Origin of the sequence: Streptomyces dysideae, from assembly GCF_001514305.1 — a bacterium.
GTDB classification, from domain to species: domain Bacteria; phylum Actinomycetota; class Actinomycetes; order Streptomycetales; family Streptomycetaceae; genus Streptomyces; species Streptomyces dysideae.
Genome location: NZ_KQ949078.1, coordinates 107,015 through 129,330 on the forward strand (window position 1 = coordinate 107,015; position 22,316 = coordinate 129,330).

A 22,316-nucleotide genomic window follows, 5' to 3' on the forward strand; every position below is an offset into this window, starting at 1 on the left:
GACGGGGCCGGAGGAACGTACGGACCGATCAGGCCGGAAGCACAACGACGAAGCGCTGCGGCTCCTCGCCCTCGGACTCGCTGCGCAGACCCGCGGACTTGACCGCGTCGTGCACGACCTTGCGCTCGAACGGCGTCATCGGCTTCAGCTTCACCGGCTCACCGCTGCTCTTCACCTCGGCAGCGGCCTTGGCCCCCAGCTCGGAGAGCTCGGCGCGCTTCTTGGCGCGGTAGCCCGCGATGTCCAGCATCAGCCGGCTGCGGTCCCCGGTCTCCCGGTGCACGGCCAGGCGCGTGAGCTCCTGGAGCGCCTCGAGCACCTCGCCGTCCCGCCCGACCAGCTTCTGCAGATCTCGGCCGCCCGCGTCACTGATGATCGAGACAGCGGCGCGATCGGCCTCGACGTCCATGTCGATGTCGCCGTCGAGATCGGCGATGTCGAGCAGACCCTCGAGGTAGTCCGCCGCGATCTCGCCCTCCTGCTCCAGGCGGGTCAGGGTGTCTGCACCCTCGGCAGCGGCGGAGGTGGTGCCTTCCGTCACGGGATGGACTCCTTCTTACTTCTTGGACGGGGACTTGGGCCGCTGCGGGCCCTTGCGCTGTCCGGACTGGGCCTTGCTGCGGGTGCCGGGGCCCTGCTTCTTGGCGGCGGGCTTGGCGTCCTCGGGCTCGTCGGACTTGGTCAGCGACGTGGGCGTCGACGACGAGGCGTCGCCGGCCCCCTTGGGACCGCCGGACTGGCGCTGCGACTTGCTCTGCCGCTTGGGCTGCTGACGCTTGGGAGCGCCGGTCGCCGTCGTCGTACCGTCCTCGGCCTCGACGGCCTGGGCCTCGCCCTTCGCCACGGTGCCGTCGGCCTGGGCCACGAGGCCCGACTTGTTCAGACCGTTGATGAACTTGCGCTCGAACTCGTTGCGGTCGCGTCCCTTGGCCACGATGGCCTTGACGACGGCCTTCTCACCACGGCCACGCGTCTTGCCGTGGTGCGTGACGTGCTTGAACAAGCGCTCCAGGTAAGCGGCCTGGGCCTTGGAACCCGGGGTCGGGTTGTTGTGGATGACGTACATCTGCTGGCCCATGGTCCACACGTTGGTGGTCAGCCAGTAGACGAGGACACCGACCGGGAAGTTGATACCGAAGACGGCGAACATGATGGGGAAGACGTACATCAGCATCTTCTGCTGCTGCATGAACGGCGTCTTCACCGTGGTGTCGACGTTCTTCGTCATCAGCTGACGCTGCGTGTAGAACTGCGACGCCGACATCAGGATGATCATGATCGCGGTGACGATCCGGACGCTGGTCAGCGAGGCGTCGAGCGCCGCGACCTTGTCCGAGCTGTCGGTGAACTTCGCCGCGAGCGGGGCACCGAAGATATGCGCCTTCTGCGCGCTCTCCAGCAGGCTCGTGTTGATGAAGCCGACGGTGTCGTTCGACGCGATGCTGTTGAGGACGTGGTACAGCGCGAAGAAGAACGGCGACTGAGCGAGGATGGGAAGGCACGAGGAGAGCGGGTTGGTGCCCGTCTCCTTGTACAGCTTCATCATCTCTTCGGACTGACGCTGCTTGTCGTTCTTGTAGCGCTCCTGGATCTTCTTCATCTCGGGCTGCAGCGTCTGCATGGCCCGGGTCGCCTTGATCTGCTTCACGAAGAGCGGGATCAGGCAGATGCGGATCAGGATCACCAGGGACACGATCGACAGGCCCCAGGCCCACCCGGTGTCAGCGCCGAAGAGGGCGCCGTACACCGTGTGAAACTGGACAATGACCCAGGAGACGGGTGTCGTGATGAAGCTGAAGAGGCTGGCAATCGTGTCCACTAATCATGCTCCTTGGGCATGGGACGGGGTCTCTGCGGCCGGGCTCGAAGAAGAATTCTCCCCGATGGCCGTTTCGGCGGCGGAGGGCCCGCCCTTGCGTGCGCGCCACGCGTTGCGCAGCATCTCGTGCCACCGCGGGCGCTTGCGCGGCGGGACATGGTCCACACCGCCGAGCGACCACGGATTGCACCGCAGGATGCGCCAGGCGGTGAGCGCCGTGCCCTTGATCGCACCGTGCCGGTCAATGGCCGTAAAGCCGTAGTGGGAGCACGACGGGTAGTACTTGCACACCGGCCCGAGCAGCGGACTGATCGTCCACTGATACAGCTTGATCAGAGCCAGCAGTGGGTACTTCATCGCGCGCCCCCTCCCAGCAGCCGCTGCAGAGCGGCATCCAGGTCTCGGGCCAGCTGTGCATGGTCGGCGTCGCCCGCACCGGGCAGCGCTCGTACGACTACCAGGCTACCGGGGGGCAGCTGGTCGACTCGGTCACGCATCAGATGGCGAAGCCTGCGCTTCACCTTGTTGCGTATGACAGCACCACCCACGGCCTTGCTGACGACGAAACCCGCACGCGTCGGGGGAGCGCTCTCCCCAGGCGCGTGCGGGTTCGTTGCACCGCTACGTAGATGGACGACGAGAAGCGGGCGTCCAGCCCGGCTTCCTCGGCGTACCGCAGTCGCGAAGTCCTCGCGCCGCCTCAGCCGATGCTCGGTAGGCAGCACGACGTCATGACCTGATCGGGATCAGGCGGACAGGCTGGCGCGGCCCTTGCTGCGGCGGTTCGCGAGAATCGCGCGGCCGGCGCGGGTACGCATCCGCAGGCGGAAGCCGTGGGTCTTCGCACGACGACGGTTGTTCGGCTGGAAGGTGCGCTTGCTCACTCGGGGGCTCCAGAAATCAATCGGTAGTGGCGGGGTGCCGTCCTAGCTGTCACCGTGCGCCCACGAGTAGCTCGCGTTAACGCCCGAGTGCACCGCTTCCCGATCACCTGACGCGATCTGTGCCCATCGGAGGCAGGCGGCAGCAGCCATCGACAACTCGACCTGGTTACGGTACGCGGGGCTACGCCATCCGGTCAAACGAAGGGCCACTAGGAGACACTGTCCACAGGCTGGGGACAACAACTTGAACCGTACCCGCCGCCCTGACTACCGTGGCTGAACTCCGATTCGTTCCCTTGAACCTGCCCCACCCCATTTGAATCCCGACCCCGTCCCGAACCACACGTTCGTGGGACCCATGAGAGAGCGTGCCCTGTGGCTGACGTACCTGCCGATCTTGCCGCAGTGTGGCCACGAGTACTGGAGCAACTCCTCGGTGAAGGCCGCGGGCAGGGGGTCGAGGGCAAGGACGAACACTGGATCCGGCGCTGTCAGCCCCTCGCGCTGGTCGCCGACACCGCGCTGCTCGCCGTACCGAACGAGTTTGCGAAGGGCGTACTCGAAGGCCGCCTCGCCCCCATCGTCAGCGACACCCTGAGCCGCGAATGCGGCCGCCCGATCCGCATCGCGATCACAGTCGACGACTCCGCCGGCGAACCCCCCGCCCCACCGGCACCCCCCACCCAGCAGCGCCAGCAGCGCTACGAGGAGCCCGAGCTCCCCTCGTACGAGAGCTACGGCCGCCACCGCGCCGACGACCGCCAGCAGCATGGCCCCGGCGACCAGTTGCCCACCGCCCGCCCCACCTACCCGAGCGAGTACCAGCGCCCCGAACCCGGCGGCTGGCCGCGCCCCCAGCAGGACGACTACAGCTGGCAGCAGCAGCGCCTCGGCTTCCCCGAGCGCGACCCGTACGCCTCCCCGTCCGAGGACTCGTACAGCCGCGACCCCTACGGCCCCCCGCAGGACTACCGCCCGCAGTCCATGGAGCGACCCTCCTACGACTCCCAACGCGGCGACTACGACCAGCAGCGGCCCGACTACGACAAGCCGCGCTCCGACTACGACCAGCGCGACGCCCGCCGCGATCTGCCCGAGGCGTCCTCCGGCTCCGGACATGTGCACCGCGGCGGCCCCGTCGGCTCCGTCCTGCCCACCACCGGCGCCCCCGGCCCGCTCGCCGCACAGCCCGCGCCGGCCACCGGCCCCGGGGAGCCGACCGCCCGCCTCAACCCGAAGTACCTCTTCGACACGTTCGTCATCGGCGCCTCCAACCGCTTCGCGCACGCGGCCGCGGTCGCCGTCGCCGAGGCACCCGCCAAGGCGTACAACCCGCTGTTCATCTACGGGGAGTCGGGACTCGGCAAGACACACCTGCTGCACGCGATCGGGCACTACGCGCGCAGCCTCTACCCCGGCACCCGCGTGCGGTACGTGAGCTCCGAGGAGTTCACCAACGAGTTCATCAACTCCATCCGCGACGGCAAGGGCGACAGCTTCCGCAAGCGCTACCGCGAGATGGACATCCTGCTCGTCGACGACATCCAGTTCCTGGCGGACAAGGAGTCGACGCAGGAGGAGTTCTTCCACACCTTCAACACACTCCACAACGCCAACAAGCAGATCGTGCTCTCCTCCGACCGGCCGCCGAGGCAGCTGGTCACGCTGGAAGACCGGCTGCGGAACCGTTTCGAGTGGGGTCTGACCACCGACGTCCAGCCGCCCGAACTGGAGACGCGCATCGCGATCCTCCGCAAGAAGGCGGTCCAGGAACAGCTCAACGCCCCGCCGGAGGTACTGGAGTTCATCGCCTCCCGGATCTCGCGCAACATCCGCGAGCTGGAGGGCGCGCTGATCCGGGTGACGGCGTTCGCGTCGCTCAACCGGCAGCCGGTCGACCTGGGCCTCACGGAGATCGTCCTCAAGGACCTCATCCCCGGCGGCGAGGACTCCGCCCCCGAGATCACCTCGACAGCCATCATGAGCGCGACGGCGGACTACTTCGGGCTCACCGTCGAGGACCTGTGCGGCACCTCCCGCGGGCGCGCGCTGGTGACCGCACGGCAGATCGCCATGTACCTGTGCCGCGAGCTGACCGACCTGTCGCTGCCGAAGATCGGCGCGCTGTTCGGCGGCCGCGACCACACCACGGTGATGCACGCCGACCGCAAGATCCGCAATCTGATGGCCGAGCGGCGCTCCATCTACAACCAGGTCACCGAGCTCACGAACCGCATCAAGAACGGCTGACGAAGCCGGCCGTACGGCGTCCAGGGCGCCCTCCGGAGGAGATCCGGAGGGCGCCCTTCGTCATGCCGCGGGCGCCCGCTGTTCGATTGGCGGCCGTGTTACGGCCACTCTCCACAGATTTGGTCACTTTTTCCCGTCCACACCCTGGGGACTGGGAAGTTGTCCAGACTGTGTCCACAGAGCCCTCTGCCGGGAGACCATCGGGCCAGGTCAGGTGGCTGTGGATTGGTGGACGAACGATCTCCACAGCCTGTGGACAGCGAGATCATCCACAGGCTGTGCAGAAAGTTGTCCACCGGCAACCCACAGGCTGAGGCCGGTTGTCCCCAGCGATCACCAGCTTCTCCACATCGCTGTCCACTGTTCGGCAACGCGACGCGCCTCCTCACCGAGTCGAGTGAAAGGCGTCACATGAAGGTGCCGGGTTGGGCTGTGGGAAAGGCGGGTAAAGCTGGGGACGGCGCTGGGGAGAACTCGCCTCAGGCTGTGCATGGGGTGTGCAGAACTTTCCGTTCTCCACAGAGACCCTGAGTTGTCCACTGCTTCCGCCCACAGGGCCGGTGGACAAAATTTCCACTCTGAGCTGGGAAAACAGGGTTATCCACGGTTTCCACAGGCCCTACTACTACTCCCGACTAGAGAGAGCTGGGAATCCGTTTCGAAGGGGGTCCTGTGCACAACTCGCCGTCCGGCTCCCGGCTGCCCCTCGTCACGACTTGACCCCGAGAGGCACCTACTGTCAGTGCCGTGCGTCAGACTGGTCCCCGGTGCCCTTCCCCTCACAGGGACCGACGACACCGAGACAGACGACGAAGCCAGGCAGGCCGAGAAGCGCCGGCAACAGCAGGAGGCGGCAACAGTGAAGATCCGGGTGGAACGCGACGTACTCGCGGAGGCCGTGGCCTGGGCGGCGCGCAGCCTCCCGGCCCGCCCGCCGGCGCCGGTCCTCGCCGGCCTCCTGCTGAAGGCCGAGGAAGGCCAGCTGAGCCTGTCCAGCTTCGACTACGAGGTCTCCGCACGCGTGTCGGTGGAGACCGAGGTCGACGAGGAGGGCACGGTCCTCGTCTCGGGCCGTCTGCTCGCCGACATCTGCCGCGCGCTCCCCAACCGGCCGGTGGAGATTTCCACAGACGGTGTACGTGCGACGGTGGTCTGCGGCTCCTCGCGGTTCACCCTCCACACACTGCCTGTGGAGGAGTACCCGGCGCTGCCGCAGATGCCGAACGCCACGGGCACGGTCCCCGGCGAGGTCTTCGCCTCCGCCGCCGCCCAGGTGGCCATCGCGGCCGGCCGTGACGACACGCTGCCGGTCCTCACCGGTGTGCGCATCGAGATCGAGGGCGACACGGTCACGCTGGCGTCCACCGACCGTTACCGCTTCGCGGTCCGTGAGTTCCTGTGGAAGCCGGAGAACCCCGAGGCGTCCGCGGTCGCCCTGGTCCCCGCCAAGACGCTCCTGGACACCGCCAAGGCCCTCACGAGCGGCGACAGCGTCACGCTGGCGCTGTCCGGCTCGGGCTCCGGCGAGGGCCTGATCGGTTTCGAGGGCGCGGGCCGGCGTACGACCACGCGTCTCCTCGAGGGCGACCTGCCGAAGTACCGCACCCTGTTCCCGACGGAGTTCAACAGCGTCGCGGTGATCGAGACCGCCCCCTTCGTGGAGGCCGTCAAGCGTGTGGCCCTGGTCGCCGAGCGGAACACCCCGGTGCGGCTCAGCTTCGAGCAGGGCGTGCTGATCCTGGAGGCCGGCTCCAGCGACGACGCACAGGCTGTGGAAAGGGTGGACGCCCAGCTGGAGGGCGACGACATCTCGATCGCCTTCAACCCGACGTTCCTGCTGGACGGCTTGAGCGCCATCGACTCCCCGGTGGCCCAGCTGTCCTTCACGACGTCCACGAAGCCGGCGCTGCTCAGCGGCAAGCCCGCGGTGGACGCCGAGGCGGACGAGGCCTACAAGTACCTGATCATGCCTGTGCGTCTGAGCGGCTGACCGCGCTCCAGAGAACCTGCAGGTCGGGGCGTACGTTTGAGCGCGTATGCCCACAGGTGTGCGTGAGCGTCCGGGTTTAGGCTCGGACGTGGGTACGAAGGTGCCACTCACGCCACAGCAACCTAAGGAACAACTGATGGAGCTCGGTCTCGTCGGCCTCGGCAAGATGGGCGGCAACATGCGCGAGCGGATCCGCCGCGCGGGCCACACCGTCGTCGGATACGACCGCAACCCGGACCTCGCGGATGTCCACAGCCTGGAAGAGCTTGTGGGCAAGCTCAGGGGTCCGCGCGTCGTGTGGGTGATGGTGCCGGCCGGTGCCGCCACCCAGTCGACCGTCGACGAGCTCGCCGAGCTCCTGGAGCCCGGTGACGTTGTCGTGGACGGCGGGAACTCCCGTTGGACGGACGACGAGAAGCACGCCGAGGAGCTGGCCGCCAAGGGCATCGGCTTCGTCGACTGTGGTGTCTCCGGCGGTGTCTGGGGCCTGGAGAACGGCTATGCGCTGATGTACGGCGGCGACGCGGAGAATGTTGCCAAGGTGCAGCCGGTCTTCGACGCCCTGAAGCCGGAGGGCGACTTCGGCTCGGTGCACGCGGGCAAGGTGGGCGCCGGCCACTTCGCGAAGATGGTCCACAACGGCATCGAGTACGCGATGATGCAGGCCTATGCCGAGGGCTGGGAGCTGCTGGAGAAGGTCGACTCCGTGACGGATGTGCGCGAGGTCTTCCGCTCCTGGCAGGAGGGCACGGTCATCCGTTCCTGGCTGCTGGACCTGGCGGTGAACGCCCTCGACGAGGACGAGCACCTGGACAAGCTGCGCGGTTATGCACAGGACTCCGGCGAGGGACGCTGGACTGTGGAAGCCGCCATCGACAACGCCGTGCCGCTGCCCGCGATCACGGCCTCCCTCTTCGCGCGGTTCGCGTCGCGCCAGGAGGACTCTCCGCAGATGAAGATGATCGCGGCGCTGCGGAACCAGTTCGGCGGCCACGCGGTCGAGACGAAGTAATCCACAGGGCTGCTCAGCAGTCCACAAGCTGGGGGAGGCCGGCGACCGACCATGCACGTGACGCATCTGTCGCTGGCCGACTTCCGCTCGTACGCCCGGGTCGAAGTCCCGCTCGATCCGGGCGTCACCGCCTTCGTCGGCCCGAACGGTCAGGGCAAGACGAACCTCGTCGAGGCCGTCGGCTATCTCGCCACGCTCGGCAGCCATCGCGTCGCCTCGGACGCCCCCCTGGTCCGCATGGGCGCCGACCGGGCGGTCATCCGGGCGCAGGTCAAGCAGGGCGAGCGGCAGCAGCTGGTCGAGCTGGAGCTGAACCCCGGCCGGGCGAACCGTGCCCGTGTCAACAGGTCGTCGCAGGTCAGACCCCGTGATGTGCTCGGCATCGTCCGTACCGTCCTGTTCGCGCCGGAGGATCTCGCGCTGGTGAAGGGCGACCCCGGTGAGCGGCGCCGGTTCCTGGACGAGCTGATCACCGCCCGCTCCCCGCGCATGGCCGGCGTCCGGTCCGACTACGAGCGCGTGCTGAAGCAGCGCAACACCCTGCTGAAGACGGCCGCGCTGGCACGGCGGCACGGCGGCCGGAGGGGGGCACCTCCCGCGCGAGCGGATTCGAGCGTGGGGGCGGACCTGTCCACCCTCGACGTGTGGGACCAGCATTTCGCGCGCGTGGGTGCCGAGTTGCTCGCGCAGCGGCTCGATCTGGTCGCCGCGATCCAGCCGCTGGCCGACAAGGCGTACGAACAACTGGCCCCCGGTGGCGGCCCGGTCGCGCTGGAGTACAAGCCGTCAGCGCCCGGCGAGGCGCACACGCGCGACGATCTGTTCGAGCAGCTGATGGCGGCGCTCGCCGAGGCCCGTAAGCAGGAGATCGAGCGGGGCGTCACCCTCGTAGGTCCTCATCGGGACGATCTGCTGCTCAAACTCGGTCAGTTGCCCGCCAAGGGGTACGCGTCGCACGGCGAGTCCTGGTCGTATGCGCTGGCGCTGCGGCTTGCGTCGTACGACCTGCTGCGGGCCGAGGGGAATGAGCCGGTGCTCGTTCTCGACGATGTGTTCGCCGAGTTGGACGCCCGGCGCCGGGAGCGGCTGGCCGAGCTGGTGGCGCCGGGTGAGCAGGTGCTGGTGACCGCCGCGGTCGACGACGACGTGCCGCATGTGCTGACGGGGGCGCGGTACACCGTGTCGGGCGGGACTGTGGAGCGCGTATGAGCGAGCAGCCCACCGGAGAGGGCCCGAAGAAGGGCGCCGAGCCGTCGGGCGTCGACCTCGCGCGCGTGGCGCTGCGGGCGGCGAAGGAGCAGGCACGCGCGCGTGGGGACGCGGCGCAGCAGAAGAAGCAGGCGCGGCGTGGCGGCCTGCGCTCTGGCGCGCGCGCTGACGGGCGCGACCCGATGGCGCTGGGTGCCGCCATCAACCGTCTGATCGACGAGCGCGGCTGGGAGACGCCGGCCGCGGTGGGCGGCGTGATGGGGCGCTGGCCGCAGATCGTCGGTGAGGACCTGGCGAAGCACTGTGTGCCGGAGAAGTACGACGAGGACGAGCGGGTTCTGGTCGTGCGCTGCGACTCGACGGCTTGGGCGACGAACCTGCGGCTGCTGGCTCCGCAGCTGGTCGCGCGCCTGAACGAGGACCTCGGGCACGGCGCGGTGACGATGATCAAGGTGAACGGTCCGGGTGGTCCCGCGCGCCGTTATGGTCCGCTGCGGGCCCCCGGCAGCACGGGGCCCGGCGACACCTACGGATGATCCTTTCCCACCTCTGTCAGCAGGTGACAGACATCACATCGATGGTCGTGGGCGGCCCGGATGTACCGCCGACGGCCGTCTCGTCGTGCTACCGGACGCGGTGGCGGATCGCGACCTGACTCCCAAGTAGCAAAGGGTTGACACCTGGAAGCGCTGAGTGCCTCCGTGAGCCTCTTGGAGCCCCCATCCGTATATCGGGAGTCGGCCGAGCCGGGTTCAGGGCGCCACATGAGGACTCAGGTACCGGCAAACCCCCATCACTGTCGGCGCTACCGGTAGACTGGAAGCCAATCCCGCCCCATTCGTGGGGACCGTCCGGGAAAAGCTGAGCAACGCTGATCAAGGCTTACCAACGCAACATGCCGCAGCCGCTCCGGCAACCCGCCGACGAGCCTGGCTTGTGCTGTGCCAGAAAGGGCGCTTCGTGGCCGATTCCGGCAACCCCAACGAGAACATCCCGTCCACCGAGGCCCCGGCCGGAGTCGCCGAGGCCTCACCCGTGGCCACGGCGTACGACGCCAGCGCCATCACCGTCCTCGAGGGTCTGGACGCGGTCCGCAAGCGACCCGGTATGTACATCGGTTCGACCGGTGAGCGAGGACTTCACCACCTCGTGTACGAGGTGGTCGACAACTCGGTCGATGAGGCGCTGGCCGGCCACGCGGACACCATCGACGTGACGATTCTCGACGACGGCGGCGTGCGCGTCGTCGACAACGGCCGTGGCATCCCGGTGGGCATCGTCCCCTCCGAGAACAAGCCGGCCCTCGAGGTCGTGCTGACCGTGCTGCACGCGGGCGGCAAGTTCGGCGGCGGTGGTTACGCGGTCTCCGGTGGTCTGCACGGCGTGGGTGTCTCCGTCGTGAACGCGCTGTCGGCGAAGGTCGCGGTCGAGGTCAGGACCGACGGCCGCCGCTGGACGCAGGACTACAAGATGGGCGTCCCCACGGCGCCGCTCGCCCAGCACGAGGCCACCGAGGAGACCGGCACGTCGGTCACCTTCTGGGCCGACGGTGACATCTTCGAGACCACGGAGTACTCCTTCGAGACGCTCTCGCGGCGCTTCCAGGAGATGGCGTTCCTCAACAAGGGTTTGACGATCAAACTCACTGACGAGCGCGAGTCGGCGAAGGCCACCTCCGGGGCGGACGAGGCGGGCGCGGACGAGACCGCCGAGGTCAAGACCGTCACGTACCACTACGAGGGCGGCATCGTCGACTTCGTGAAGTACCTCAACTCCCGCAAGGGAGACGTGGTGCACCCGACGGTGATCGACCTCGAGGCCGAGGACAAGGACAAGGCCCTCTCCCTCGAAGTCGCGATGCAGTGGAACGGCGGTTACAGCGAGGGTGTGTACTCCTTCGCCAACATCATCCACACGCACGAGGGCGGTACGCACGAAGAGGGCTTCCGCGCGGCGCTCACCAACCTGATCAACAAGTACGCGCGCGACAAGAAGCTGCTGCGTGAGAAGGACGACAACCTCACGGGTGACGACATCCGCGAGGGTCTGACCGCGATCATCTCGGTGAAGCTCAGCGAGCCCCAGTTCGAGGGCCAGACCAAGACCAAGCTGGGCAACACGGAGGCGAAGACCTTCGTGCAGAAGGCCGTCTACGAGCACCTCAACGACTGGCTGGACCGCAACCCGGTCGAGGCGGCGGACATCGTCCGCAAGGGCATCCAGGCGGCCACCGCGCGCGTGGCGGCCCGCAAGGCCCGGGACCTGACCCGCCGCAAGGGTCTGCTGGAGACGGCGTCCCTGCCGGGCAAGCTCTCCGACTGCCAGTCGAACGACCCGATCAAGTGCGAGATCTTCATCGTCGAGGGTGACTCTGCCGGCGGCTCGGCCAAGTCCGGCCGCAACCCGCAGTACCAGGCGATCCTCCCGATCCGGGGCAAGATCCTCAACGTCGAGAAGGCGCGGATCGACAAGATCCTGCAGAACCAGGAGATCCAGGCGCTGATCTCGGCCTTCGGCACCGGGGTCCACGAGGACTTCGACATCGAGAAGCTCCGCTATCACAAGATCATCCTGATGGCGGACGCCGACGTCGACGGCCAGCACATCAACACTCTGCTGCTGACCTTCCTGTTCCGCTTCATGCGGCCGCTGGTCGAGGCCGGACACGTGTTCCTGTCGCGTCCCCCGCTGTACAAGATCAAGTGGGGCCGGGACGACTTCGAGTACGCCTACTCGGACCGTGAGCGCGACGCCCTGATCGAGCTGGGCCGGCAGAACGGCAAGCGGATCAGGGACGACTCGGTCCAGCGCTTCAAGGGTCTCGGTGAGATGAACGCCGAGGAGCTGCGCATCACGACGATGGACCAGGAGCACCGCGTCCTCGGCCAGGTCACCCTCGATGACGCCGCTCAGGCCGACGACCTGTTCTCGGTCCTGATGGGCGAGGACGTCGAGGCCCGCCGCCAGTTCATCCAGCGCAACGCCAAGGACGTCCGGTTCCTCGACATCTGAGTCGGTCTCAGCTGACCGCACCAGGAAGGATCTTCACCAGCAATGACCGACGAGAACACTTCTGTCAGCCCTGAAGAGGGCGGCGAACTCGCGATGCGTGTCGAGCCCGTCGGGCTCGAGACGGAGATGCAGCGTTCGTACCTCGACTACGCGATGTCCGTCATCGTCTCGCGTGCGCTGCCGGACGTCCGGGACGGTCTCAAGCCCGTCCACCGCCGCGTGCTGTACGCGATGTACGACGGCGGTTACCGCCCCGAGCGCGGCTTCTACAAGTGCGCACGTGTGGTCGGCGACGTCATGGGCAACTACCACCCCCACGGCGACAGTTCGATCTACGACGCCCTGGTCCGCCTCGCGCAGCCGTGGTCGATGCGGATGCCGCTGGTGGACTCCAACGGCAACTTCGGCTCTCCGGGCAACGACCCGGCGGCCGCCATGCGCTACACCGAGTGCAAGATGGCGCCGCTGTCGATGGAGATGGTCCGTGACATCGACGAGGAGACCGTCGACTTCACGGACAACTACGACGGCCGCTCCCAGGAGCCGACCGTCCTGCCGGCCCGCTTCCCGAACCTGCTGATCAACGGCTCGGCGGGCATCGCGGTCGGCATGGCAACCAACATCCCGCCGCACAACCTGCGCGAGGTGGCGGCCGGTGCCCAGTGGTACCTGGAGAACCCGGAGGCCTCGCACGAGGAGCTCCTGGACGCGCTGATCGAGCGCATCAAGGGCCCCGACTTCCCGACCGGCGCGCTCGTCGTCGGCCGCAAGGGCATCGAGGAGGCGTACCGCACGGGCCGTGGCTCGATCACGATGCGCGCGGTCGTCGAGGTCGAGGAGATCCAGAACCGCCAGTGCCTGGTGGTCACGGAACTGCCGTACCAGACCAACCCCGACAACCTCGCGCAGAAGATCGCCGACCTGGTCAAGGACGGCAAGATCGGCGGCATCGCGGACGTCCGGGACGAGACCAGCTCGCGTACCGGTCAGCGTCTCGTCATCGTGCTCAAGAGGGACGCGGTCGCCAAGGTCGTACTGAACAACCTCTACAAGCACACCGACCTGCAGTCGAACTTCGGCGCCAACATGCTGGCGCTGGTCGACGGCGTCCCGCGCACGCTGTCGCTGGACGCGTTCATCCGGCACTGGGTGACGCACCAGATCGAGGTCATCGTCCGCCGTACGCGCTTCAGGCTGCGCAAGGCCGAGGAGCGGGCGCACATCCTGCGCGGTCTGCTCAAGGCCCTGGACGCCATCGACGAGGTCATCGCGCTGATCCGGCGCAGCGACACCGTCGACATCGCGCGCGGCGGCCTGATGGAGCTCCTGGAGATCGACGAGATCCAGGCCAACGCCATCCTCGAGATGCAGCTGCGGCGCCTCGCCGCCCTGGAGCGCCAGAAGATCATCCAGGAGCACGACGAACTCCAGGCGAAGATCACCGAGTACAACGCGATCCTCGCCTCGCCGGTCCGTCAGCGCGGCATCGTCAGCGCCGAACTCGCCGCTATCGTCGAGAAGTTCGGCGACGACCGCAAGACGATGCTGGTGCCCTACGACGGCGACATGTCCATCGAGGACCTCATCGCCGAGGAGGACATCGTCGTCACCGTCTCGCGTGGCGGCTACGTCAAGCGCACGAAGACGGACGACTACCGGGCGCAGAAGCGCGGCGGCAAGGGCGTACGCGGCACGAAGCTGAAGGAAGACGACATCGTCGACCACTTCTTCGTGTCCACGACGCACCACTGGCTGCTGTTCTTCACCAACAAGGGCCGGGTCTACCGGGCCAAGGCCTATGAGCTGCCCGACGCCGGACGTGACGCGCGTGGACAGCACGTCGCGAACCTGCTGGCCTTCCAGCCGGACGAGGCGATCGCCGAGATCCTCGCCATCCGCGACTACGAGGCGGCGCCGTACCTGGTGCTCGCCACAAAGGGTGGACTGGTGAAGAAGACGCCTCTGAAGGATTACGATTCGCCGCGTTCCGGCGGTGTCATCGCGATCAACCTGCGTGAAACGGCGGACGGTTCAGACGATGAACTGATCGGGGCCGAACTCGTTTCGGCAGACGATGATCTGCTTCTGATCAGCAAGAAGGCACAGTCGATCAGGTTCACGGCCACGGACGACAGTCTGCGTCCCATGGGCCGCGCCACCTCGGGTGTCAAGGGCATGAGCTTCCGCGAGGGAGACGAGCTGCTCTCGATGAATGTTGTTCGAGCCGGTACGTTCGTGTTCACTGCCACCGACGGCGGATACGCGAAGCGGACCGCCGTCGACGAGTACCGCGTCCAGGGTCGCGGTGGCCTCGGCATCAAGGCCGCCAAGATCGTGGAGGACCGCGGATCGCTCGTCGGGGCGCTGGTGGTCGAGGAGACCGACGAGATCCTCGCCATTACGCTCGGCGGCGGTGTGATTCGTACGCGAGTCAATGAGGTCAGGGAGACGGGCCGTGACACCATGGGCGTCCAACTGATCAACCTGGGCAAGCGCGATGCCGTCGTCGGTATCGCACGTAACGCCGAGGCGGGACGCGAGGCGGAGGAGGTCGACGGCGATGTGGCCGTCGACGAGACCGCCGAGGGTGTCGCGACCACCGGCACGGACGAGGGTGAGGCGCCCTCGGCCGAGTAGGACGAGGAGTGAGTCACGTGAGCGGAGCCACGGGCGCCGGGTCGGCCGGTACCCCTAGGGGTACGGAGACGGACGGCGGCGGCCGTGGCTCCGCCGCGCATGCCACAGATTCGCACACGACCCAGTTGAAGGCGGTCAAGGTACCCGCGACCGACTCGCAATCACCCTCGTCTTCGCACGAGACTCATGGATCCCAAGGGGGAACTGTGACGGACACCCGAGGCCCGCAGACCCAGCAGTACGCGGCCGGCGCGGGCTCGGCTGCTCCGGGCGCGCAGCCGCAGCCCCGGCCCGAGGCCGGGCAGCCGGCGGCCTCTCCGCTGCCGGGGGAACGGCAGCCGCAGCAGCAGGCGGGGCCCTACCACCCGCCGCAGGCCTACCAGACGCCCGCTCCGGCCGCCGCAGCGGCAGCGGTACGCCGGCCGCGCACCGGGGCGAGTACGACGCCACGCACCCGCAAGGCGCGGCTACGCGTCGCGAAGGCCGACCCGTGGTCGGTGATGAAGGTCAGCTTCCTGCTCTCCATCGCGCTGGGCATCTGCACGATCGTCGCGTCCGCCGTGCTGTGGATGGTCATGGACGCGATGGGCGTCTTCTCGACGGTCGGCGGCACCATCTCCGAGGCGACCGGCTCGAACGAGTCGAACGGCTTCGACCTGCAGTCCTTCCTGTCGCTGCCCAACGTCCTGATGTTCACGTCGATCATCGCGGTCATCGACGTCGTCCTCGCGACGGCGCTGGCGACGCTCGGCGCGTTCATCTACAACCTGTCCGCGGGCTTCGTGGGCGGCGTCGAGCTGACGCTCGCCGAGGACGAGTGAGGGCCCGCGAGAACCGATTTTGGGACTGCCCGCGTCGTGCGCTAATCTTCAGGAGTCAGCGCGCGGGACACACACCGCAGAGCGCGGCGGGGCTATAGCTCAGTTGGTTAGAGCGCATCCCTGATAAGGATGAGGCCACAGGTTCAAATCCTGTTAGCCCCACCAGCCCGAAGACCCCCAGGTGATCCCACCTGGGGGTCTTTGACATTCACGGCATTCATGGCGTCCAAGGTCGGCATCAGCTCATGAAAAGACCCGATCGCTGGCGACGGGGGATGCACCAGCGATCGGGCTGTGGCCAACAGTAACAAGGCTGCTTCCCCGGCGGGAGTCGACTGCTCGGCTGCGGTGAGGAGTTGTGATCGGGATCACGGCTCCGCTAGTGGTCGCACGGGGGTTCGTACGAGAGGCGGGGCAGGTACTCCTGCCATTCCTCCTGGGTCAGGACGCCCCTGGTGGCCGAGCAGATGTGGCGTACGGCCTGGTCGACGTCGAGGTTCCACAGGCGGACGGTGTCGGTGCCGCTGGACACCCCGAGCATGCGGCTCTTGGGGCTGAAGGACAGGAAGTTGCCGGTCTTGGCGTTGGGGCTCATCGACTGGCCGATGGGGCCGGCCGCGGACGGGGTGCTGACGTGCCAGAGGCGGACCGTGTTGTCGTTGCCGCCGCTCGCCAGGGTGCGGCCGTTCTGGCTGAACGTCAGGGACACGACCGCCTCGGTGTGGCCGGTGAGCGGGGCGCCCAGCTCGGTCGCCTCGGCGGGGTCGGTGACGTCCCAGAGCCGGACGGTGTCGTCGTCGCTGCCGCTGGCGAGGGTGTGGCCGTCGGGGCTGTAGGCGAGCGCGTTGACCGGGCCGGCGTGGCCCGTGAGCGGGGCGCCGAGCCGGGCGGTGTGCCGCGGGTCGGCGACGTTCCACAGGCGGATCGTGCCGTCCGCGCTGCCGCTGGCGAGGGTGTGGCCGTCGCGGCTGAAGGCGAGGGCGTTGACGTAGCCCCTGTGGCCGGTGAGCGGGGCGCCCAGCGGATCGGGGCGGGACGGGTCGCTGACGTTCCACAGCTGGACGGTGCGGTCGTCGTAGGCGGTGGCGAGGGTGCGGCCGTCCGGGCTGAACGCGAGCGCGTCGGGGCCCATGAACCGGGTCCGCAGGGTGAGGGGCGGCCCGTAGGAGACCGGCTGGGTCGGGTCGCTGACGTTCCACAGATGCACCGCCCTGCTGCCCGTCAGCACCGCGAGGGTGCGGCCGTCGGGGGAGAACACCAGCGAACGCTGGCCGCCGTCGCCCGGCATGAACGGCTTGTTCAGTGACACGGGCCGGTCGGGAGTGTCCACGTTCCACAGGCGGACGCTGCCGTCGCGCGCGGCCGTGGCGAGCACCCGGCCGTCCGGGCGGAACGCCCCGCTCCGGCCGATCATGTCCGACGTCGGGATCGACCACAGCCGGACCTTGCTGTCGCCGCTGCCGGTGGCGAGGGTGCGGCCGTCGGGGCTGAAGCCCAGGGCGTACATCTCGCCACTGCTGCCCGCGAGGGGCTCGCCGACCTGCGCGGGGTAGGCGCGGTCGCTGACGTTCCACAGGCTCGCGGTGCTGTCCGCGCTGGCGGCGGCGAGCGTGGCGCCGTCGGGACTGAAGGCGACCGACCAGATGGGACCGGTGTGGCCGGTCAGCGGGGCGCCGAGCTGGGTGGCGTGCCGCGGGTCGGCGACGTTCCACAGGCGGATGGTGTCGTCCGCGCCGCCGCTGGCGAGGGTGCGGCCGTCGGGGCTGAACGCCACGGAGTGGACCAGGTCCGTGTGGCCGGTCAGCAGCGTGTGGTACGGCTTCGGGGCGCGCGCGTCGGCCACGTCCCAGAGCCTGATGCTGTCGTCGTCGCCGCCGGCGGCCAGGGTCCGTCCGTCGGGGCTGAACGCCACCGAGCGCACCGCCGCGTCGGCGCCGGTCAGGGTGCTGAGCGGCTGGGGGCGGGACGGGTCGGCGACGTTCCACAGGCGGGCGGTGCGGTCCTCGCCGGCGGAGGCGAGGGTGCGGCCGTCCGGGCTGAAGGCGAGCAGGTAGATGGTGCCCTTGTGGCCGGTCAGGGGGGCGCCGAGCGGCTTGGGCCGGCGGGGATCCCGTACGTCCCAGAGGCGGACCGTGCCGTCGTCCGAGGCGCTGGCGAGGGTGTGGCCGTCGGGGCTGAAGACGGCGGTGCTCACCCAGCTCGTGTGGCCGGTGAGGGGCCTGCCCAGGGGCTTGGGGCGGGTCGGGTCGGCCGTGTCCCACAGGCGGACGGTCCGGTCGTAGCTCGCGGTGGCCAGGATCCGGCCGTCCGGGCTGAACGAGGTGAGGTAGACGGCGCCGGTGTGGCCGAGGAGCGGGGTGGCCAGGGGGGCGTTGACGATGGAGACCAGCCGGTTGTTCGTGCCCTCGTCGTCCGGGCGCAGGCGGTGGGCGACCAGGTCGAGCTGGGCGGACAGGGACGGGTCCGTGTACTGGACGCGGTCGGCCTCGGCGACCACCTGTTCGAACACGGCGTCGTTGCGCTGCTGCCAGGCGACCACCGCCGAACCGACGGCCACGATCGCCAGGACGACCAGGGCCGACACCGCGCCGCGGCTGATCCACAGGGTGCGCCGGCGCAGCCGGACCGAGGCGGCCAGGAACTCCACCGCGCTGCGGGTCAGGAAGGTGTCGCCGGCGGACTTCGCCCAGGTGTCGGCCTGTTCGAGCCGGGAGCCCCGGTAGAGCAGGGACGTGTCGCGGTGCGAGTCCTCCCAGGCCCGGCCGTCCTCCTCCAGGCGCTGGCGCAGCAGGTTGCCGCCCCGGTCCTCGTCGATCCAGTCGCGCAGCCGGGGCCAGGCGTGCAGCAGCGCCTCGTGGGTGATCTCCACGGTCTCCGCGTCCAGCGTCACCAGGCGGGCCCGCACCAGCACCTCGAGGGACTCCTCCGTCTTGTCCGGGTCCGTGGACTCCGCGGCGAGCTGGCGGCGCGTGCCCCGCCGGCGGGTGGTCTGGGTGTCCTCGCCGAGCCGGACCAGACGGAGCAGGAGCAGACGGGCGGCCGTACGGGCGGCCGGGTCCAGGCCCGACCAGGCGCGCTCGGCGGTCGCGGCCACCGCGCCCTGGATGCCGCCCGCCGCGCGGTAGCCGGCCAGCGTCAGCCGGCCCGCCTTCCGGCGCTGCCAGGTGGCGAGCAGGGCGTGAGAGAGGAGCGGCAGCGCGCCCGCGTCGTGCGCCCCGCGCGGGCCGTCGGCGCTCACCTCCCGGACGATGAGCTCCGCGAGCCCCGGTTCGAGTTCCAGTCCGACGGCCTTGGCGGGGCCGTTCACCGCCTCGCGCAGCTCCGCCGTGGTGAGCGGGCCGAGCACCATGTGCCGGTGCTGGAGGGCGTCGGCGAGTTCGGGGTACGCGAGGCACTGCTCGTAGAAGTCGGCGCGTATGCCGATGACGACGAGCACGGGGGCCGTGCCGCCCGGTTCGGCGGGCGAGCAGGCGGCGTGCAGGAGCTGGATGAAGGTGCGCCGGGTCGCCTCGTCGGGGCAGAGCGTGAACGCCTCCTCGAACTGGTCGACGATGACGACCGGCCGGGCGGCGTCGGGGGTCTCACGGTCCGCCCAGGTGGCGACGGCCTCCCGCACGGCGTGCGCGAAGGGTTCCTCCGGCTGCTCACCGGCGTCGACGACGGGGGCGAGGTCGGGGATACGGCGGGTCAGTTCCGCGAGCGGATCGGCTCCCGGCACGAGTTGGAGCGCCTCCCCCGGCCGGCGTGCGTCCTCGCCGAGGGCGCCGTTCTGCAGCGCGGTCACCAGACCGGCGTTCAGCAGGGAGGACTTTCCCGCGCCCGAGGCGCCCACGAGCATGACCAGGCCGCCCGTCTTCTCCGCGGCGCGGAGCTGGGTGACGAGGGCGCCGGTGCTGCGCTCCCGGCCGAAGAACCACCGGGCGTCCTGCTGCCGGTACGAGGCCAGGCCCCGGTACGGGCACAGCCCGGCCTCGGCCGGCGGACGTTCCTCCTCCTCGGTGGACGTCAGGGCCGCCGAGGTGCGGTCGGCGACCGGGTCGGCCACCGCGCGCTCCCACAGCCGCTGCCACTGGCCCAGGTCGTACAGGCCGGCGGAGACGGGCGTGGGCTGTCCGCGGCGGGCCTGGGGGATCAGGACGTGCAGCACCGCGGCGAGGGCGGCGAACTGGGCGGGCACGTTCTTGGCCCGCCGCCAGTCGCTGATCCGCTGCGCGGACACCCGTACGGGCCGGCCTCGTTCGTCGACCCGCTGGAGCCGGACGACCGCTTCGGACACGCTCTTCAGGGGAGGGTTGCCCGCCTCCTTGTACAGCAGCGCGAGACGTTCCGCGAAGGCTGTCCGTGCCCCTGAGTCGGAACTCAAGGCCTCCACCCCTTTACTTCCCCCGTAGCTGGACATCCGGACCGGAAAACTCACTTTATACGGCTGACCTGCGGTAAAGCCCCTCTTTCGGGACCGGAATCTCCTCGGCGGTGGCACCAGCTGGCAGGATCACGGCCTGCCGCCCGTTCTCGGTCAACTTCCGCCGCAGTGCCGTAGTGACGCGACGCGGCCGACCGCTCTCGTCGGACCGGCGCCGCTCGCACCGTTCGGTACCGGTCCCCACGAGGGGAGGGACCGGTACCGGACGACGCGGGATTCCCGCTCCTGTGCTGCCGGTCGATTCGGGGAACCGCCGCGAGGGCAGTCAAGTCGTGAAGGTCCGTCGGTTCGCGACTGGAGGGCGTATGAGGATCACCGTTGACCCCGGCCTGTGCTACGGCTCGGGCGAGTGCGTCTACCGGCTTCCGTCCGTCTTCACCGTGGTCGACGGGTTCGGAGCCGTCATACCGGGTCACGAGAACGCCGGCGACGACCCGGAGGTGCGGGAGGCGGCCGAGAAGTGTCCGTCCCAGGCGATCACCGTCGGCGAGTAGCCCCCGTCCCCCGTCAGGGATGACGCCACCCGAAGTCCGCCAGCGCGCGCGCCCTCGCCCCCACCACGGCCATCCGCGCGTCGCGCTCGGCGGGGTCGACGTGCGAGGCCTGGCCCGTGACCTGGCCCTCCCATTTCCGGTAGAGGAGCCCGACCTCCGCGGAGAACCAGCCGCGGCTGACGGAGTTCAGCGCGAGCAGCAGACCGGTGTCCTCCGACGCGGGCAGCGCCATCCAGCCGCCGAGGGCCAGCAGGAGATCGCGGCGCACGAAGAGAGACGCCGGGTGGACCTGGGCACGCCAGTCGTTCGCCGTCCAGAAGTCCAGGACGGCCCCGCGCTCGATCGGGCCCTCGTCGGGATCGCCGGGGAAGCCGGCCGTCGATCCGTCCGGCAGGAAGTCCAGGACGCGTGAGGTCGCCCACCCGATCGCGGGGTCCGCTTCCAGGACGGCCAGGTCGCGGGCCAGGACACCCGGCGTCAGCTGGTCGTCGGCGTCCAGGACCTTCACGTAGGGGCCGTCGGCGTGCGCGAGCGCGATGGTGCGGGCGACACCGGGGCCGCCGGGCCGGCCCTGCCGGAAGGTGACCCGGGCGTCGTCGGGGACGTACGGGGCGACGGCGTCGCTCTCGCCGTCCTCCTGGATCACCCAGTGCCACTCCCAGCCGTCCGGCAGCTCCTGTGAGCGCAGCGACTTGTAGGCCTCGGCCAGAAAGGGCGCCGAGGGGGCGTGGACGGCCGTGACGATGATGATGCGCCGGGTCACGGCAGCACTCACCACCTTTCCAGGGGAGTGGTGAAGAGCAGCTCCGTGCGGTCACCGGGAAGCGTGACATCGGAGATGTCCACGACGCGGTCATTGATGTCGTACGACGTCTTGCGGAGCAGCAGCACCGGCGTCCCGGCCGGCAGGTCCAGCTCCCGCGCCTCCTCCGGCGCCGGCGGCCGGGCGGTGACCCGCTCCTCGACGCGGGCCACCTCGACGCCCACCGTGTACAGCTGGTTCTGGGTGCCGCCCGGCCAGGGCTCGTTGGTCTCGTCGAGGAGCGCGGGATTCGCCGCGATCAGGTCGCGGACCAGGTAGGAGGTCACGAGGCTGAACGGGGCGCTCTCGGTCGCGCAGTGCGTTCTGTACGTGCGTTCGAGAAGTGCTGTGCCCACGGGCACGCCGAACGCGTCCGCGAGGTCCCTCGGTGCGCTGACCTCGCGGTATTGCGCGTGGAACACGAGGTCCCGCTGGCACAGGCCAGTGTCGTGCTCGGTCGCTCCGGTGCCGGCCCGCTCGGCCGGTGCCTTCCGCGCCCGGTCCTTCTCCCACTGGTGCCTGCCGTTGTCGCGGACCGCGACGGTGCGCGGACGCCGGACGAAGGTGCCGCGGCCGTGCCGCCTGTCGACCAGCCCCTCCGCGCTCAGCAGCCGCAGCGCGTTCTGCACGGTCGGCACACTGCGCCGGTAGTACCGCGCCAGATCCGTCTCCGACGGCAGCCGGTCACCGGGCCCGCGCTCGCCCGCGCGGATCGACCGGCGGAGGTCGTCCGCGATCACTTCGTACGCCTTCGGCACGGCGCTCACCGATCCGTCGTCAACTTCAGTCCCAGGCTCATGCGTTTCCTTTGGTATCCGTAGCGATGTGTCGTCCGTCGGTGTCGTGCTGTGTGTCCGGTACCAGTGTCGGTGTCGTATCTGAGTGTGCAGATCGAATGCGTGACCTTTTCTCGGACGTGTCGTTGATCGGATGACAGCACCACGGGCCGGGAAAGGGGGGAGC

The 22,316-nt window shown here is 69.2% G+C and carries 17 protein-coding genes and 1 tRNA gene; 10 read left to right on the forward strand and 8 right to left on the reverse strand.

The window, feature by feature from the left end; all coding sequences use genetic code 11:
• Window positions 1–28: 28 nt before the first annotated feature.
• The 5 genes from AQJ91_RS08890 to rpmH are packed head-to-tail and all read right to left on the reverse strand — an operon-like array spanning window position 29 to window position 2,703.
• A complete protein-coding gene (locus tag AQJ91_RS08890) occupies window positions 29–541 on the reverse strand; it encodes a Jag family protein (protein WP_067018228.1) in 513 nt (170 codons plus the stop codon).
• A 15-nt stretch (window positions 542–556) separates the two neighbouring features.
• Window positions 557–1,819 (reverse strand): membrane protein insertase YidC, encoded by a 1,263-nt coding sequence (gene yidC, locus AQJ91_RS08895; protein WP_067018231.1) that lies wholly within the window; start codon window positions 1,817–1,819, stop codon window positions 557–559.
• 3 nt (window positions 1,820–1,822) lie between these two features.
• The gene (yidD, locus tag AQJ91_RS08900; RefSeq protein ID WP_067018232.1) at window positions 1,823–2,176 is read right to left on the reverse strand and encodes a membrane protein insertion efficiency factor YidD; all 354 of its coding nucleotides are present in this window, start codon (window positions 2,174–2,176) and stop codon (window positions 1,823–1,825) included.
• Window positions 2,173–2,544, reverse strand: a complete 372-nt coding sequence (rnpA, locus tag AQJ91_RS48960) for a ribonuclease P protein component (RefSeq protein ID WP_079084783.1) — start codon at window positions 2,542–2,544, stop codon at window positions 2,173–2,175. Before rnpA ends, yidD begins: the two co-directional genes overlap by 4 nt.
• A 21-nt stretch (window positions 2,545–2,565) precedes the next feature.
• On the reverse strand, window positions 2,566–2,703 hold the full coding sequence (gene rpmH / locus AQJ91_RS08910) for a 50S ribosomal protein L34 (protein ID WP_005482975.1): 138 nt from the start codon (window positions 2,701–2,703) through the stop codon (window positions 2,566–2,568).
• Window positions 2,704–3,078: 375 nt separating this feature from the next.
• On the opposite strand from rpmH, the gene dnaA reads away from it, so the two are divergent.
• From dnaA to AQJ91_RS08955, 9 genes are all read left to right on the forward strand, one after another.
• On the forward strand, window positions 3,079–4,953 hold the full coding sequence (gene dnaA, locus AQJ91_RS08915) for a chromosomal replication initiator protein DnaA (protein WP_079084784.1): 1,875 nt from the start codon (window positions 3,079–3,081) through the stop codon (window positions 4,951–4,953).
• 859 nt (window positions 4,954–5,812) lie between these two features.
• Window positions 5,813–6,943, forward strand: coding sequence for a DNA polymerase III subunit beta (dnaN, locus tag AQJ91_RS08920; protein WP_067018237.1), 1,131 nt, complete (start codon window positions 5,813–5,815; stop codon window positions 6,941–6,943).
• 136 nt (window positions 6,944–7,079) lie between these two features.
• Window positions 7,080–7,955, forward strand: a complete 876-nt coding sequence (gene gnd, locus AQJ91_RS08925; RefSeq protein WP_067018239.1) for a phosphogluconate dehydrogenase (NAD(+)-dependent, decarboxylating) — start codon at window positions 7,080–7,082, stop codon at window positions 7,953–7,955.
• 51 nt (window positions 7,956–8,006) lie between these two features.
• Window positions 8,007–9,164, forward strand: a complete 1,158-nt coding sequence (recF, locus tag AQJ91_RS08930) for a DNA replication/repair protein RecF (RefSeq protein ID WP_067018240.1) — start codon at window positions 8,007–8,009, stop codon at window positions 9,162–9,164.
• The gene (locus tag AQJ91_RS08935; RefSeq protein ID WP_067018242.1) at window positions 9,161–9,700 is read left to right on the forward strand and encodes a DciA family protein; all 540 of its coding nucleotides are present in this window, start codon (window positions 9,161–9,163) and stop codon (window positions 9,698–9,700) included. Before recF ends, AQJ91_RS08935 begins: the two co-directional genes overlap by 4 nt.
• 400 nt (window positions 9,701–10,100) lie before the next feature.
• Entirely contained in the window at window positions 10,101–12,176 is a 2,076-nt protein-coding gene (gene gyrB, locus AQJ91_RS08940; RefSeq protein ID WP_067018244.1) for a DNA topoisomerase (ATP-hydrolyzing) subunit B, read from the forward strand.
• Between the two features lie 42 nt (window positions 12,177–12,218).
• Window positions 12,219–14,813 carry a DNA gyrase subunit A gene (gene gyrA, locus AQJ91_RS08945; protein ID WP_067018246.1) on the forward strand — a complete coding sequence of 865 codons (2,595 nt, stop codon included), beginning with the start codon at window positions 12,219–12,221 and terminating at the stop codon, window positions 14,811–14,813.
• A gap of 17 nt (window positions 14,814–14,830) precedes the next feature.
• The gene (locus AQJ91_RS08950; protein ID WP_067018248.1) at window positions 14,831–15,634 is read left to right on the forward strand and encodes a DUF3566 domain-containing protein; all 804 of its coding nucleotides are present in this window, start codon (window positions 14,831–14,833) and stop codon (window positions 15,632–15,634) included.
• Between the two features lie 88 nt (window positions 15,635–15,722).
• Window positions 15,723–15,799 (forward strand) — tRNA-Ile (locus AQJ91_RS08955).
• Between the two features lie 214 nt (window positions 15,800–16,013).
• Here the strand turns inward: AQJ91_RS08955 and AQJ91_RS08960 are convergent.
• Complete coding sequence (locus AQJ91_RS08960; protein WP_067018250.1) at window positions 16,014–20,006, reverse strand: WD40 repeat domain-containing protein; 3,993 nt, start codon at window positions 20,004–20,006, stop codon at window positions 16,014–16,016.
• A 356-nt stretch (window positions 20,007–20,362) separates the two neighbouring features.
• On the opposite strand from AQJ91_RS08960, the gene AQJ91_RS08965 reads away from it, so the two are divergent.
• A complete protein-coding gene (locus AQJ91_RS08965) occupies window positions 20,363–20,551 on the forward strand; it encodes a ferredoxin (RefSeq protein WP_067018252.1) in 189 nt (62 codons plus the stop codon).
• Between the two features lie 13 nt (window positions 20,552–20,564).
• On the opposite strand, the gene AQJ91_RS08970 is transcribed toward AQJ91_RS08965, so the two are convergent.
• Window positions 20,565–21,314 (reverse strand): glycosyltransferase family 2 protein, encoded by a 750-nt coding sequence (locus AQJ91_RS08970; protein WP_067018254.1) that lies wholly within the window; start codon window positions 21,312–21,314, stop codon window positions 20,565–20,567.
• Window positions 21,315–21,322: 8 nt separating this feature from the next.
• Window positions 21,323–22,111, reverse strand: a complete 789-nt coding sequence (locus AQJ91_RS08975) for a GntR family transcriptional regulator (RefSeq protein WP_067018731.1) — start codon at window positions 22,109–22,111, stop codon at window positions 21,323–21,325.
• Between the last annotated feature and the right edge of the window lie 205 nt (window positions 22,112–22,316).

Bases quoted from the DNA above. Each gene is read 5' to 3' on its own strand.
- yidD (WP_067018232.1), bottom strand. From the start codon at position 2,176: ATGAAGTACCCACTGCTGGCTCTGATCAAGCTGTATCAGTGGACGATC.
- gnd (WP_067018239.1), top strand. From the start codon at position 7,080: ATGGAGCTCGGTCTCGTCGGCCTCGGCAAGATGGGCGGCAACATGCGC.
- recF (WP_067018240.1), top strand. From the start codon at position 8,007: ATGCACGTGACGCATCTGTCGCTGGCCGACTTCCGCTCGTACGCCCGG.
- AQJ91_RS08935 (WP_067018242.1), top strand. From the start codon at position 9,161: ATGAGCGAGCAGCCCACCGGAGAGGGCCCGAAGAAGGGCGCCGAGCCG.
- gyrA (WP_067018246.1), top strand. From the start codon at position 12,219: ATGACCGACGAGAACACTTCTGTCAGCCCTGAAGAGGGCGGCGAACTC.
- AQJ91_RS08965 (WP_067018252.1), top strand. From the start codon at position 20,363: ATGAGGATCACCGTTGACCCCGGCCTGTGCTACGGCTCGGGCGAGTGC.